Below are 14,928 nucleotides of genomic sequence, written 5' to 3' on the forward strand. Positions count from 1 at the left end.
GAATATGAAGGGTGTCAGTATAAATAGCTAAAGCGGCTATTCCGGGAACAGCCGCTTTAGCGCGTGTTTTGTAATGTCTTACGTGCGCAATTACTCTTCCACGATTTCCCCCGTGATGTCGTGCTGGCGATGGGGAACAGAGCTGCCGACGCTGTCATGCCACAAGCGGGTGTAGAGGCCGCCGGCCGCTAACAGCTGTTCGTGGGTGCCGTATTCCGCAAGCTGCCCCTTATCGATAACGGCAATCAGATCGCAGCGCTGCGCGGTGGTCAGACGGTGCGCCACAATCAGCGCCAGGTGCTTCCCGGTGTGCGCGACGTCTGTTAACGATGACATCAATCGCTCTTCGGATGTGCGATCCAGGCGTGACGTGGCTTCATCGAGCAGCAGGATGTGAGCATTCGCCAGTTGTGCGCGGGCCAGCGCAATCAGCTGGCGCTGACCTGCGGACAGATCGGCACCGCCGTTATTCACCGGTGTGCGGAATCCCTGCGGCAGATTGCGCACCGTCTCATACAGCCCTGCCCGTTGAGAGGCAATCTCAATGTCGTCATTGGTACTGGATGGCCGTGAATAACGAATGTTTTCCGCGATATCACCACTAAACAACGCCACATCCTGATCGACCAGCCCAATCTGGCGACGGTAATCGGCAAGCGAGGCATCATCAATCATCCGATCGCCAATGCTGATCCTGCCGTGGGTGGGGGAATACAATCCGGCGATCAGCTTAATCAGCGTTGACTTACCCGCACCGCTGCGACCAACGACCGCGACGACCCTTCCCTCAGGGATTGTCAGGGTAAGTTTGTTCAGCGCGGGTTCAGGGCTGTCGGGATAACTGAACGTGACCTCATCAAGATGCAGCGCGCCGGTGGCGGGCGGTGCGGAAGAGGGCTCGATGTTCTCTGTGCCTTCGGTCGCCAGCAGTTCATTGATATGTTTGCCGCTGGCCGTCGCCTGCTGCCAGGCGTCGACAATTCCTGATAACTGCTGCACTGGCCCATAGAATTGCCCCAGCAGCAGGAAGAAAGCCGCCAGCACCCCGGCGGTCATTTCGCCTTCGGCGACCCGCGATGCACCCACCAGAAGAACGGCGGCATAGGAGGCCTCGGTGCAGAAGGTCAGGAACGGGAAATAGACGGCAAGGTATTTTTGCGCACGTACGCGGGTCGCACGGAACCGATCCGATAACGCGCGCAGCCGGGCGGCTTCCTGTTCCTGCTGGCCATGCGATTGCACAACGCGCAAGCCGGAGACTTTCTCCTGCAGGGTGCTGTTGACTTTGCCTATTTCCAGCCGCGCCTGCGCATAAGCAGGGGAGCTGAGGCGGCGATAAATCCAGGTTGCCAGTGCGACCACTGGCACCGCGCTTAATGCCGTCAGCGCCAGGAGCGGGTCGAGCCAGAACATGGCGGCGGCGATGGCGAACATTGTCACCAGGCTGGTGGCTGCACCGGCAAGGCCGTTTTGCAGAAAGCGGGCGAGAGAGTCAACATCTACGGTCATGCGGGTCAGACGTGAATCGACATGCTTTTCATGCCAGGGGAGACCAAGACGCAGCATATGGCCGAAGCTGCGCAAGCGCACCGTATGCTGGACTGACTCTGCCGCTCTGGCGGCGAAGACAGTCTGTAGTGAATAACAGCACCAGCTCACGGCCACCAGGCACAGGGCGAATAGGGCACAGAGGCCGATAGTCGACATATCGCCTGTGGCAACGCCGGAGTCAATGCCGCGCTGCAGCAGTATAAGTACCCCGACGCCTGCCGCCGAATCGAGGGCGATCAGCAGGGCGGCGATGACGAACATCCACGCCACGGGCTTCAGCAGCGACGTAACTTTGCGGCCTTTACCGGCCAGCGCCTGCTGTACTGCATTTTCCGGCACGCGCGTCATACGGGCGACAAAGCCTTTATCCCCCGTCTGCGCCGCATCGTCTTGTGCCGCTGGTACGGTCGGCCACAATCCGTTAGGCCCACTGTGGGAAGGCGCGAGGAAATCGCCGTCGCCGGTCATCAGCGCGCGGAACGCCGGACAGCGCGCTTCAAGTTCTGCCTGGGTTCCGGTGTCCACCACCCGGCCCTTATCCAGCACCACAATCCGGCTGGCTAACTGAAGCGTCGAACGGCGTCGGGCAATCACCAGCAGCATATGCTTTTCGTCAGCATAGCGACTCAGCGCGGTGTTGATCTCCGCTTCAGTACCGGCATCGACCGCCGAGGTGGTGTCATCGAGGATCAACACTTCCGGCGCGGTAATGAGCGCCCGTGCCAGCGCGATTCGCTGCCTCTGTCCGCCGGAAAGATTCGTACCGCGTTCGGTTAATTGGGTATCGAAGCCTTTCGGCAGGGCGTTGATAAAATCGCTGGCTCCTGCTGCCCTCGCCGCGAGGCGAATGTCGTCCGCCGTTGCCTGAGGGTGCCCGTAGGCGATATTTTCCGCCACCGTACCGGCAAACAGAAAAGCATCCTCAAACACAACGCCTACCCGACGACGAAGCGCCTCCAGCCTGAGATCGCGGAGGTTCTGTCGGCCTGCGCTGGTGTTGAGCCATATCTCTCCGGCGCTGGGATCGTAAAAACGCGCCAGCAGCATCAGCAGCGTGGATTTCCCGGAACCCGATGCGCCCACTACCGCCACCGTTTCACCGGCGTGCAGGGAAAAGGAGACATCGCTGAGGATGCGTCTGCCGCCACGGTACTCGAAGCTCATATTCTCCAGTTGCAGCCCGATAACCTGACCGTTAACCGTCTCCGTCCCGTCTTCCATCTGCGAACGGGTGTCGATCAGAGCAAACACGCGCTCCACGGACGCCTGGGTGCGCTGGGCGATAACCAGAAACGATGCCAGTACACGGGTTGGCCCGGTCAGCATCGCGAGGAAGCTGGCAAACGCCACGAAGGTGCCGAGATCGATGCGCCCGTGCATAACCGACCAGCCGCCGTAGCACAGCAGGACGATTTGCCCGAGCACCGGGAGCGCCAGCATGGTGGCACCTGGCATCGCCTGCGAGATGGCCGCGCCGATGCGTACCCGCACCATCTGCCGCGACTGGCGATCCAGCCAGCGCGTTTCACGCAGCTCCGCCACGCAGGATTTTACCACTGAGATCTGCGCCAGCACCTCGCGCATATGTTCGGTGAGATTTGCCAGTCGGTCCGAGGCCAGCCCGGTTTGCGCAAAGACCCGGCGACGCGCGCGCAGCGCAGTGATAGCCAGGCATGCCAGTACGCACACGACGATGAGCGTCATGGCGGGTGACATCCACAGCATCACGGCAATGCCGGCAATGTAATAAGTGAACACCGCCAGCGGCACCGGGCACATCTGTAGCAGGGTATGCACCTGCTGCAGATCGCTGTTGGTCCGTGAAATCACCTGCCCGGTGCGCAGTGCGTCCTGGCCTGCGCCGTCAAGTTTTTGAATACTGTCGAATGCCCGTCCTCGCAGGGTGTGCTGCACCCAGAGCGAGAGCTCCCCGGCATAACCGCGGCGCACGTAGTTACCGATGAAATCAAAAAAGGCAATCAGCAATAGCCCGCAGGCCAGCCACGGCAGACGAGTCGGATTGCCCGCCAGCGCGTCGTTCACCGCTTGCCTTGTCAGCAACGGCGTCAGCGCGGCCAGCAGAATGGTCGAGACCGACGCTACCACTACGATGATGCTAAGTTTCTTACGTTCCCAGCACACGCGTGCCAGGCGAACTATCCAGGACCGCGCAGGAGTGGGAGAGTGAGTCGCAGGCATTAAGCCTCCTCCGTCTGTAAACAATACGATCCAAGTCGGATCGCTGTGCAAAAAAAAGCGCCAGCCCGATCCGGTCCCGCATTGTTACGGGCGTATCTCCTGGATGCGTGCTGGCGTATGATCGTCATGACGGCGTAGTGGCTACCCTTTCTGTACCCTCGCGATCAGGCTTTTCGCCACCTCGCTCGGACAGGGTTGCGCTGCCATTTCCGCCGCTACCTCTTCAGAGGCGTCGCGAAGCGCGCGATTGTCGAGGAAAGCATTGATCATGCTGCTCGACAGGCCGTCGTCGCCGGGGATGATTCCGCAGCCGCGTTCGACAACAGCGCGGGCATTTACCGGGCGATCGGCACCCTGGCCGAAGACGATCTGTGGAATACCGGCGTGCAGCGCCGTCAGGGTATTGCCCGCGCCACCATGATGAATGAAGCCATCTGCGCCGTTCAGGAAGGCTCCCATGGGTATCCAGTCGACCAGGCGAACATTTGAGGGCAGTGAGCGCAGATCCGACCGCGCATTGGCCGAAAGATGCAGGATGATCTCGGCATCGACTTCACTGGCGGAATCCATCACCCAGGCGATCAGGTCAAGGCCGTCGACCATCGGTTTGACGGTACCGAGACTCACCAGCAGACGTTTACGGTCGGGCGTCCTCTCCCACCACGGTTCCCACACCGCGCCGCCGTTGTACGGGACGTACTGCATGGGAATAATGGGTTCTCCGTCGTTTTCAAGAATGCTCATGCTCGGTGGTGTTACGTCGATCCAGGCCATATCGCGCGGTGCGGCCCCAACGCCGTGGCGATGGTAGGCGTCCGCGAGCGAACGCGTTACGCCTTTGATATGCCAGGGCGTATGGCCGAAGCCGACGGTTTGCATTACGACCGGTATATCGTATTTGGCGGCAATCAGAGGCCCGATGACGCCGAGCGGCGGGTAGATGATGAGATCGGGCCGCCAGTGTCCGGCAAACTCCACCAGGTGGTCGGCCATCTCTTCGCTGAAGAATGAGAAGTTGCCCATTTTTGTGCCGATGTTGCTTTCTTTTCGCTGTGCCTCGCGGCGGCGATAGTCAGCTTCAGAATCAAAACCGGGTGCGGCGTCAAATACCACCAGCCCTGCTTCTGCCGCTTTTTGGGCGAATTTTCCTCCGCTGGCGATCAGCACTTCATGGCCGTTAACGCGAAACGCCTGTGCCAGAGACAGCACAGGATACAGCAGCCCATAGAGAGGCGGGCCTACAAACAAAATACGCATGAGAAAATCCCTCTCCGCTTGACGAACTAAATCAGGAAGTCGACGCAGTCATATGCCAGCAGCAGGACGTTAATTTTCGTTAAGCCTGCTTTGACAGACGCTGCGTCCTTTTTGAGTTTCATCAGCCTTACGAACGGTCCTGTCGCTGACTATTCCGTGACGTAGGCTGGTGAATCGGGAATTCCTTGTCCCGGCTTCCATTAACGCTTACGCGCCGTTGTCCTTTTGAACAGCCCAGGCGGCGTCGTGATGCCACGCCGCGGTGTTCAGATGCATTTGTTGAGTGTGAGACCGTTCAACAAACCTGGAGAGGCTTGTTTCCTGATACCTCTGTATACCTTGCCAGATAAACCATCAGTGCAAATGCTAATGATAATAATTACTATTATCATATGTGAGTTGCAACTATAATTAAGCACTTAATGCACAATGAATCGATTATGGGAAAAATCGCAGGTGGGGCTCAGCAAAAGGGGACTCTGTGGATTTAGGCACAAAATCCCACGCTTGCGGCGGTTTACAGGCGGACCTGGTGATTCTGTGTAATTGATAGTGGGGGTCTACGATGACGCTACTTGACCAAATAGCGCAGGTTTACCTCCCGTAAATACTGGCGATGTTACTATGATGCCTGATTCACTGCTGTTTATCGTTATGGAAAACCTGCGTAATGTTAACAAAATTCCCTCCCCGACGCGTAATGACCTGTGCTGCGGCTCTGCTAATTATTTTTAGCATCGCCTTGTTCTTCTTCCTGAGAAGCCCCGAGGTTCCTGAGTATGTTACCGCTCCAGTACGCATCGGCGATATTGAAAACGCCGTACTTGCTACCGGTCGAATTGATGCGATTGAGCGGGTCAACGTTGGGGCACAGGTTTCTGGCCAGGTTAAGTCGCTGAAGGTGAAGTTAGGCGATCGTGTCACTAAAGGGCAGCTCATCGCTGAAATTGATGACGTGCCGCAGCGGAATGATTTACGCAACGCAGAAGCTGCTCTCAACGTGGTAAAAGCGGACCTTCAGGCTAAGCAGGCGCAGTTGAAGCAAGCCTCATTGCGTTTTAAGCGCCAGCGCCAGATGTTAAATGAGGATGCCAGCTCGAGAGAAGATTTCGAAACGGCTGAAACCACGCTGGCCAGTACCCGCGCTGAGCTATCGGCACTGAATGCCAAACTCGTCCAGGCGCAAATTGATGTCGACAAGAAAAAGGTCGATTTGGGTTATACAAAAGTTGTTGCTCCCATGGACGGCATTGTTATTGCCGTTGTCACCCAACAGGGCCAAACGGTTAACTCCAGCCAAAGTGCGCCGACCATTATCAAACTCGCACGTCTGGACGTGATGACAATTAAAGCCCAGATCTCTGAGGCGGATATCACGCGAATTTCACCGGGACAGAAAGCCAGATTCACCATTTTCTCTGAGCCGGATAAGCATTATGACGCCACGTTACGTACCGTTGAACTGGCACCTGAGTCGGTTATGAAAGATGATAGCCTTGCCAGCAGTAGCTCAGCCTCAGGGTCAGGCACGTCAAATGCTTCGGTGTACTACAACGCGCTGCTGGATGTCCCCAATCCAGAAAATCGGCTGCGAATTGCCATGACAGCACAGGTGACCTTGCTGGCTGGAGAAGCTAAAAATACGTTACTGGTGCCGATTCAGGCTGTGCACAAGGTGAGTGGCAACAAACAGCAGGTGCAGATATTGACCAGTGATAACCGGCTGGAAACCCGTGAGGTCAAAACCGGCATTACTAACAGTGTGGATATCCAGATCCTGGACGGTGTAAAAGTCGGGGAACATGTTGTGTTATCGCAGCCGGGTGAAAAAGCGCCCGGGGAAGGGTTTGTATCTTGAGTAATATCATAGAACTCAAGGGCATCAGCCGCACCTACAGGAACGGTGGACAGGATCTCACCGTGCTTAAAGGGATTGATTTGACTATCGCTGCTGGGGAGATGGTCGCGATCATCGGCGCCTCCGGTTCCGGTAAGTCAACCCTGATGAATATTATGGGCTGTCTCGATGTCCCTGATTGTGGCGATTACTTTATCAGCGGTCAAAATGCCGCCCAGCTTTCACCTGACGATCTGGCAAGGATCCGCCGTGAGCACATCGGTTTTATCTTCCAGCGTTATCATTTAATGCCCGACCTGAGCGCGTTAAGTAACGTTGAAATTCCGGCGATTTATGCCAACAGTGAGCGCGAAAAGCGCCGTCTGCGCGCGGCGACATTGCTTGGAAGACTCGGGCTGGAAGGTCGTGAACATCATAAGCCGGGAGAGCTTTCAGGCGGCCAGCAGCAGCGTGTGAGTATTGCCCGCTCGCTGATTAACGGCGGTGAAATCATTCTGGCGGATGAACCCACCGGCGCGCTGGATACGCAGTCCGGTCAGGAGGTACTGTCAATACTCAGTGAACTGAATCAGCGTGGCCATACCGTGGTTATGGTGACACATGATATGAAGGTAGCGCAGCATGCTAACCGTATTATTGAGCTGCGTGACGGTGAAATTATTTCTGATACCGGCAGTCGTGTTACCTCCGGGGTTGCCCTTAAACGACCTGACAGCGTTCAGCAAAGCTGGTGGCAAAGTATTGTTGACCGTACCCGTGAATCCCTGCACATGGCGTTAAAAGCGATGAATGCGCATCGCCTGCGCACGACGTTAACCATGACGGGCATTATTTTTGGTATCGCCGCGGTTGTTACGGTGGTGGCACTGGGAGAAGGCGCGAAACAGCGAACCCTTGATAATATCAAGGAGCTTGGAACCAACGTGGTGAGCATCTACCCGGGAAGGGATTTCTTTGACGACAGCACTGAAGCCATTCGTACACTGGTCCCGGCAGACGCCGAAGCATTAGCAAAGCAGGGGTTTGTTGACAGCGTCAGCCCCGAAGTTAACGCTTCCGACAACATTCGCTTTCTGGGTAAATCCGCTACCGCCACGATCAATGGCGTTGGGCGCGATCATTTTCGCGTAAACGGTATTGAACTGTTGCAGGGATCAACTTTCCAGGACGATCGAAATGCCTCGCAGGAAGTCATCATTGATGAAAACGCCCGCAAGGCGTTATTTGACGATGCGGGACTCAAGGCACTTGGGCAAATCGTTTTTCTGGGTTCCGTGCCTGCACGGGTTGTCGGCATCGCCAAAGGGAACAGCCGAAGCTATGCGCCTAATCGCATTAACGTCTGGATGCCTTACAGCACGGTGATGTATCGAATGACAGGAAAACCGGTGTTGACCAGCATCAGCGTAAGGCTTAAGGATGATGTTGCCAACGAGGCAGCGGTCAGCGCTATTTCTCAGCTTCTCACTCAACGCCACGGCGTGAAAGACTTCCAGCTTTATAATTTCGAGCAGATTCGACAATCAATCGAACGAACCTCAATGACCTTTAGCATCCTGATTCTGATGGTGGCCTGCATCTCGCTGATGATCGGCAGCATTGGGGTGATGAATATCATGCTGGTGTCGGTCACGGAACGGACCCATGAGATTGGCGTACGAATGGCGGTCGGTGCGCGTCAGGGCGATATCATGCAGCAGTTTATGATTGAGGCTGTGCTGGTATGTCTAATAGGCGGAGTGTTAGGTATTGCACTGTCGTATGCCGCCGGAGCGCTGTTCACCGCGCTGGCAGGGGGCATTTTCACCGCCATTTATTCGTGGCAGGCCGCTGCTGCCGCATTCTTCTGCTCAACTTTAATCGGCATGATCTTTGGTTATCTCCCTGCCCGCAAGGCAGCAAGGATGGATCCGGTCGTTTCACTGGCCAGCGAGTAACCCATGAAAATATTATCCCCTTTAACAGTATGCCTTGCTGTCCTGCTTAGTGCTGGCTGCGCCGACTCTCTGAAAAGCGACTATCAGCCTCCTGAGGTGAAATACCCTGCCAACTGGTATCAGGCGGATGCTGCGGAGGAGAGGATGCCGTTCGACTGGCAGGCCTTTAACGATCCAGACCTCGACGGCTGGCTGCGGCAGGTGATGGTGCGCAATAACGATGTCGCTGGAGCAGTATTGCGTGTTTATCGCGCCCGCCTGGAAGAAGAGCGGATTGGCATCACAAACGATCCGGGACTAAAAGGTTCGCTCGCGCTTGACGGTAAAAAACAGCTGAACAGCTCAGCCAACTGGAGCAGGGGCAGCGTTGCCAGTATTAATACCAGCTATGAGCTGGATCTGTGGGGCAAAATAGCGCGGCAGCGCGATGGGAAGGCGTGGGCACGTTTTGCCTCGGAAGAGGATCTGCGTTCTGCACGCCTGACGCTGCTTTCAAATGCCAGTAATAATTACTGGCGCTTAGGCTTTATTAACCAGCAGCTGTCTGTCCTGCAACAAAGCATCAACTATGCAAAAGAGACGCTGCGCCTGGCTAACGCGCGTTATGCCGCGGGCGGTGCCTCCTCTCTGGATGTTGTGGATGCTCAGCAGGGCGTGCTTTCTCAGGAAAACAGGCTGGCGGCGTTGAAGAATGAACGTTTACAGGCGCTCAATCAGCAAGCCGTTTTGCTTGGAACCGCGCCGGGCAGCGCGATAGTCGAACCGAAAGCGTTACCAATGGGACCACTGCCGCAGGTCAGTGGAAAGATCCCGGTCAACGTGCTGCGGCATCGACCCGATATCAGCGCTAAAGAGTGGCGGGTACGGGAAGCATTGGCCACCGTTGATGTCCAGCGTACTGCATTTTATCCAGCGTTTAGTCTGACCGGCTCGCTTGGCACCAGCAGCAGCAGCCTTATGGCCTTCCTGGAAAATCCTGTAGGCTCTGTTGGAGCAAACCTGACCCTGCCGTTCCTGGAATGGAGAGAAAGGGGCATGGACGTGAAGATTGCCCGCAACGACTACGAGCAACGGGTTCTGGAGTTTAAACAGGAACTTTACAAGGCGATGAGTAGCATAGAAGATGCGCTTGCTTTGCGTCATCAACTCCTGGAACAGGAGACGCTTCTACGTGAAGGCCTGGAACTGGCGAAAAAATCAGAGAGGTTAAACGAAGTTCGCTATCGCCAGGGCGCGGTGCGAATTTCTTTCTGGCTTGATGCTCAGGAGAAACGCCGTCAGGCCGAACTGGCACTGTATGAAAATCGCTTTAACCAGTTAAATAATCTGGCAAAAATCTATATGGAGTTCGGCGGTTCGGTATCTTTCCCCTGAATTGCGCAGACTCATTTACGTCTGGCAGCAATATGACTTGCTGCCAGGGCGCAGTTCGCAAGACATCCCTCGTCATTATTCAAACCCATCTCACAAAAATCGTTCCTCCCCTTTGATCGAAATTTCATCTCCGGCTATATGACTAGTCATATCATTTAAATGACTAGTCATATAGGAGGCAACCATGAATCAATCACTGCCAGCCAACTTCTTATGGGGCAACTCGGTGTCGAGCATGCAGACGGAAGGGGCCTGGAATGAGGGCGGAAAGGGGATGTCGGTGTATGACATTCGCGAAGCCGGTGAAAATATCTCTGACTGGAAAGTGGCCACCGACTCCTACCACCGCTACCGGGAAGATTTCGACCTGATGCAGGATCTGGGCATGAACTGCTACCGCTTCCAGATCTCCTGGAGCCGCGTCTGCCCGCAGGGTGACGGCGAGTTCAACGCCGAAGGCATCGCGTTTTATGACCGTTTTATCGACGATCTGATCGCCCGCGGTATCGAGCCGATGGTCTGCCTCTACCACTTCGATATGCCGCTGGCGCTGGCACAGGAGTACAACGGATTTAACGATCGTCGCGTGGTGGAGGCGTTTATCCGCTACGGCAAAAAGATGATCGACTGCTTTGGTGACCGGGTGAAGTACTGGCTGACCTTTAACGAGCAGAATATTTTCCACATGCCGATAGCCTTTCGCATCTCCGGCTATATGAAGGGGGAGGAAACCCTGCGCGAGCTGTACGAAGTGCAGCATCACACCATGGTGGCGCACATGGCGCTGACCGAGTACCTGCACCAGACTAAGCCGGGCAAGCTGATGGGCGGCATGCTGGCGCACCAGCTGATTTATCCGGCCACCTGCAAACCGCGTGACATCTTCTGCGCCCAGCAGTACGACGAATTCCTCAACCAGAACCTGCTGCGCGTCTTCGCGGGCCAGGGCTACAGCCCGGCGGTGATGGCGGTGGTAGAGCAGGAAGGCTTCGGCGATATCTACCGCGCAGACGATCTCGCGCTGTTTGCGCGCACGAAGAACGACTTTATGGCCTTCAGCTACTACGCCAGCAAAACGCTGGACAGCGATGCCATCCCGGAAGGCACGCCGGTGAACTATTACCTGCTGCACGGCGAGAAAAACAATCCGTACCTGAAGGCCACCGAGTGGAACTGGCAGATCGATCCGCTGGGCTTTCGCACCATCATCACCCGCTATGCCAACGACTGGCGAATGCCAGTATTCCCGATTGAGAACGGCATTGGGGTGATTGAGTCCTGGGATGGCGTAAACCCCATAGAGGATACCTACCGCATTGACTACCACCGGGCGCATATCGAGGCCATGAAAGAGGCGATGTTCGAGGACGGGGCAGAGGTATTGGGCTATCTCGGCTGGGGGTTGATTGACATTCTCAGCTCCCAGTGTGACATGCGCAAGCGCTACGGCGTGGTCTACGTCAACCGTGAAAACCACGACCTGAAAGACCTGAAGCGCGTGCCGAAGAAGAGCTATGCGTGGTTAAAACAGGTTATCCATACCAACGGACGCGAGATGTAAGCCGTACGCTGCCGGGCCGTTTTTGTGACTGATTGATGGGAACTATCCGCTATGTCTGAAACAAAAATAACACCGCACATGCAGTCTTTTGTCGATAAATTTGTTGAGTTCTCGGCGCGCCTGGCAAACCAGGTGCATCTTCGCTCCCTGCGCGATGCCTTCGCCACGGTAATGCCGATTTTCATCCTCGCCGGTCTGGCTGTGCTGGTGAACAACGTGGTGTTCCCCTGGATCTTAGAGGGCGACACGCTCACGCAGTTTAAGGTGTGGGGCGAGGCGATCATCAACGGCACGCTGAACATCGCCGCGCTGCTGCTGGCGCCGATGATCGCCTGGTCGCTGGCGCGCAACAAAGATTTCGACAATCCGGTCTCGGCAGTGGTTATCGCCGTCAGCAGTTTCATCATCATGATGCCGATGCGCTTACAGATTACCCCCGTCGGCAGCGACGCCACGGTAAACGTTACCCAGGTGCTGACGTTCGCCAATATCGGCTCCACCGGAATTTTCGCCGGGGTGCTGATTGGGCTGCTCTCAACCGAGCTGTTTATCGCCATTTCACGGCTGAAGGCGCTGCACATTTCGCTGGGGGAGAACGTACCGCCAGCGGTGAGCAAATCCTTTACCGCACTGATCCCGACGATCCTCACGCTCTCCCTGTTTGCGGTGCTGGCGGCTATACTGGCGAACGTGCTGCACACGGATCTGATCCATCTCATTACGACATTTATTCAGCAGCCGCTGCGGCTGATCAACACCAGCCTGCCCGGGACGATCTTCATTTACAGCTTCGGTAACTTCCTGTTCACGCTCGGTATTCATCAGTCGGTGGTCAACAGCGTGGTGCTGGAGCCATTCCTGCTGATCAATACCAATGAGAATATGCTGGCCTTTGCCAACGGCCAGCCGATCCCGCACATCATCAACAACATCTTTGTGCCGACCTTTGGCATGGTGGGCGGGACGGGCAGCACAATCTCATTGCTGATTGCTATCTTCATCTTCTCAAGACAGAAATCAGCGAAGCAGGTGGCGCGTCTGTCGCTGGCGCCGGGTCTGTTTAACATCAACGAGCCGGTGATTTTCGGCCTGCCGATAGTCTTTAACCTGCCGCTGATGATCCCGTTTGTGCTGCTGCCCGCTATCGGGATTTACTTTGCGTGGCTTTGTACCACGCTGGGGCTCATGTCGCGCTGCGTGGTGATGATCCCGTGGACGACCCCGCCGATCCTCAGCGCCTGGCTGGCGACGGCGGGGGACTGGCGGGCGGTGGTGGTGCAGTTGGCAATCATCGTATTTGGTGTATTCTTCTACCTGCCTTTCCTCAAAGTTGCCGAGCGAGTGGCGTTGAAAAACAGCGGGACAGAACACTAATTTAAGGAAGGACGATGGCGGCGAAGTACATCACCATAGCGCGGGAAATTAAGAAACGCATTATCACCCAGCAGTACGCCGCCAATGAACCTCTGCCGGACCAGTTCGCGCTGGCGGCGGAGTTCAGCACCAGCCGGATGACCATTCAGCAGGCGATGCGTCAGCTGATCGTAGAAGGGCTGGTCTATACCCGACAGGGGCAGGGCACGTTCATCCGCAAAAATTTCCTCCAGCTTTCCCAGTGGGATCTCTCCGGCAGCGACTACTTCGGGGCGACCAAAACCTGGGAACATTTGGGCACGGTGACGAGCCAGGTGGTGCACTTCGAACTGCGCTTCCCGAACGAGAAAGAGCAGGCATCGCTGATGATAAATCCGGATACGCCGATCTATGACTTTATCCGTCTGCGTTTGCTGAACGGTGAGCCGATGTCTCTGGACGCTACGGTAATGCCGCTCAATCTGGTGCCCGGTCTGAACAAAACCCATCTTGAAAGTTCGGTATTCCGGTATGTACAGGAGACGCTGGGGCTGAAGATCATGGGATCGTATCGGGTGGTGCGGGCGCTGAAGCCCAGTGCGCTGGATATGCAACACCTTGTCTGCGAGCCAACCGACCCGGTGCTGGAGGTAGAGCAGGTGATCTATCTTGAAGATGGTACGCCGCTGGAGTACGCCCATTGTCACTATCGCTATGACCATGGCGGCATCGTTATCGTGAATAACGGATAAAAAAAAGCGGGCCCCGCGGCCCGCTTTTTTAATTCTCACGATTAGTTCAGACGCACCGGCATACCGGAACGGTTCTGAATCGCCTGGTCAACAATGGTCGTGTCAACATCCGCCTGAGAGGTGACGGACTGCACCGCGCTGGTCAGCTTAATCGGTACGATTTCGTTGTTGTTGATCTGATCTTCGCTGGTGGACAGCGGGTTATGCACTTCAATGTAACGGTTGCCGTCCGGCTCTGACGTCGCTTTCACCGGTTCGTTAATGAACTGCACGCGCGTACCGACCGGCACGTTATCGAACAGGAATTTGATGTCTTCATTACGCAGACGCACGCAGCCGTGGCTTACGCGCAGGCCGATACCGAAGTTGGCGTTAGTACCGTGGATGGCATACAGACGTCCAATGTACAGCGCGTACAGACCCATCGGGTTATCCGGGCCGGCAGGCACAACGGCTGGCAGCGGTTCGCCGGCAGCAATGTACTCAGCGTGCATTTTGGCGGTCGGCGTCCAGGTTGGGCCCGCTTTCTTACGCTCCACTTTGGTGGTCCAGTTCAGCGGAGTGTCTTTACCCAGCTGACCGATACCGATAGGCAGCACGATCACGGTGTTGGTGCCTTTCGGGTAGTAATACAGACGCATTTCGGCGCTGTTAATCACGATACCTTCGTGCACGGTATCCGGCAGGATCAGCTGCTGTGGAATGTTGAGTACGGTACCCGCTTTCGGCAGATACGGGTCAACGCCCGGGTTCGCCTCCAGCATGTTCGACAGACCGAGCTGATACTGCGCCGCGAAGTATTCCAGCGGCTGAGAGTTCCCTTCCGGCACCGTCACCACCTGGTTTTCACCCACCAGACGGCTTCCGTCTGTCGGCAGGGGATACGTCACCGCAGACGCGGTCTTACAAAAACCTACTACGGCTAACGCCGCCGCAAAAAGCGTTGTTAATTTCATGTTCATGTTATGCGAGGTATCTAAGCCATTCTGGCGATGAGTTGATAAGTCTGAATCGGTAATGGGAGCGCATTATATGTGCATTCCCGTTAACTGGGAATTCAGATGTGTACGAAATCACATTTTTTTC

9 protein-coding genes are annotated in these 14,928 nt (G+C 56.0%); 6 read left to right on the forward strand and 3 right to left on the reverse strand.

The window, feature by feature from the left end; genetic code table 11:
• Positions 1 to 90: 90 nt before the first annotated feature.
• Complete coding sequence (iroC, locus tag ACQG1Y_RS07425; protein WP_050594729.1) at positions 91 to 3,750, reverse strand: salmochelin/enterobactin export ABC transporter IroC; 3,660 nt, start codon at positions 3,748 to 3,750, stop codon at positions 91 to 93.
• A 141-nt stretch (positions 3,751 to 3,891) separates the two neighbouring features.
• Positions 3,892 to 5,007: a salmochelin biosynthesis C-glycosyltransferase IroB gene (gene iroB, locus ACQG1Y_RS07430; protein ID WP_017384908.1), complete on the reverse strand. Its 1,116-nt coding sequence runs from the start codon at positions 5,005 to 5,007 to the stop codon at positions 3,892 to 3,894.
• A 670-nt stretch (positions 5,008 to 5,677) separates the two neighbouring features.
• Here iroB and ACQG1Y_RS07435 point away from each other — a divergent pair.
• The 6 genes from ACQG1Y_RS07435 (at position 5,678) to ACQG1Y_RS07460 (ending at position 13,842) form a co-directional block, all read left to right on the forward strand.
• Positions 5,678 to 6,865, forward strand: coding sequence for an efflux RND transporter periplasmic adaptor subunit (locus ACQG1Y_RS07435; RefSeq protein WP_023303343.1), 1,188 nt, complete (start codon positions 5,678 to 5,680; stop codon positions 6,863 to 6,865).
• Complete coding sequence (locus tag ACQG1Y_RS07440; protein ID WP_023296167.1) at positions 6,862 to 8,802, forward strand: MacB family efflux pump subunit; 1,941 nt, start codon at positions 6,862 to 6,864, stop codon at positions 8,800 to 8,802. The genes ACQG1Y_RS07435 and ACQG1Y_RS07440 overlap by 4 nt, the downstream gene beginning before the upstream one ends.
• Positions 8,803 to 8,805: 3 nt before the next feature.
• Entirely contained in the window at positions 8,806 to 10,176 is a 1,371-nt protein-coding gene (locus tag ACQG1Y_RS07445) for an efflux transporter outer membrane subunit (protein ID WP_063946116.1), read from the forward strand.
• Between the two features lie 184 nt (positions 10,177 to 10,360).
• The gene (locus tag ACQG1Y_RS07450) at positions 10,361 to 11,737 is read left to right on the forward strand and encodes a glycoside hydrolase family 1 protein (protein WP_368740472.1); all 1,377 of its coding nucleotides are present in this window, start codon (positions 10,361 to 10,363) and stop codon (positions 11,735 to 11,737) included.
• 51 nt (positions 11,738 to 11,788) lie between these two features.
• Positions 11,789 to 13,111 carry a PTS sugar transporter subunit IIC gene (locus ACQG1Y_RS07455; RefSeq protein ID WP_023296170.1) on the forward strand — a complete coding sequence of 441 codons (1,323 nt, stop codon included), beginning with the start codon at positions 11,789 to 11,791 and terminating at the stop codon, positions 13,109 to 13,111.
• 14 nt (positions 13,112 to 13,125) lie between these two features.
• Positions 13,126 to 13,842, forward strand: coding sequence for a GntR family transcriptional regulator (locus tag ACQG1Y_RS07460; RefSeq protein ID WP_015571043.1), 717 nt, complete (start codon positions 13,126 to 13,128; stop codon positions 13,840 to 13,842).
• A gap of 41 nt (positions 13,843 to 13,883) precedes the next feature.
• On the opposite strand, the gene ldtB is transcribed toward ACQG1Y_RS07460, so the two are convergent.
• Positions 13,884 to 14,804 (reverse strand): L,D-transpeptidase, encoded by a 921-nt coding sequence (ldtB, locus tag ACQG1Y_RS07465; RefSeq protein ID WP_426736722.1) that lies wholly within the window; start codon positions 14,802 to 14,804, stop codon positions 13,884 to 13,886.
• Between the last annotated feature and the right edge of the window lie 124 nt (positions 14,805 to 14,928).

Origin of the sequence: Enterobacter cloacae complex sp. 397G4 (genome assembly GCF_050031515.1) — a bacterium.
GTDB classification, from domain to species: Bacteria; Pseudomonadota; Gammaproteobacteria; order Enterobacterales; family Enterobacteriaceae; genus Enterobacter; species Enterobacter hormaechei_C.

Bases quoted from the DNA above. Each gene is read 5' to 3' on its own strand.
- iroC (WP_050594729.1), bottom strand. From the start codon at position 3,750: ATGCCTGCGACTCACTCTCCCACTCCTGCGCGGTCCTGGATAGTTCGC.
- iroB (WP_017384908.1), bottom strand. From the start codon at position 5,007: ATGCGTATTTTGTTTGTAGGCCCGCCTCTCTATGGGCTGCTGTATCCT.
- ACQG1Y_RS07435 (WP_023303343.1), top strand. From the start codon at position 5,678: ATGTTAACAAAATTCCCTCCCCGACGCGTAATGACCTGTGCTGCGGCT.
- ACQG1Y_RS07445 (WP_063946116.1), top strand. From the start codon at position 8,806: ATGAAAATATTATCCCCTTTAACAGTATGCCTTGCTGTCCTGCTTAGT.
- ACQG1Y_RS07450 (WP_368740472.1), top strand. From the start codon at position 10,361: ATGAATCAATCACTGCCAGCCAACTTCTTATGGGGCAACTCGGTGTCG.
- ACQG1Y_RS07455 (WP_023296170.1), top strand. From the start codon at position 11,789: ATGTCTGAAACAAAAATAACACCGCACATGCAGTCTTTTGTCGATAAA.
- ACQG1Y_RS07460 (WP_015571043.1), top strand. From the start codon at position 13,126: ATGGCGGCGAAGTACATCACCATAGCGCGGGAAATTAAGAAACGCATT.
- ldtB (WP_426736722.1), bottom strand. From the start codon at position 14,804: ATGAACATGAAATTAACAACGCTTTTTGCGGCGGCGTTAGCCGTAGTA.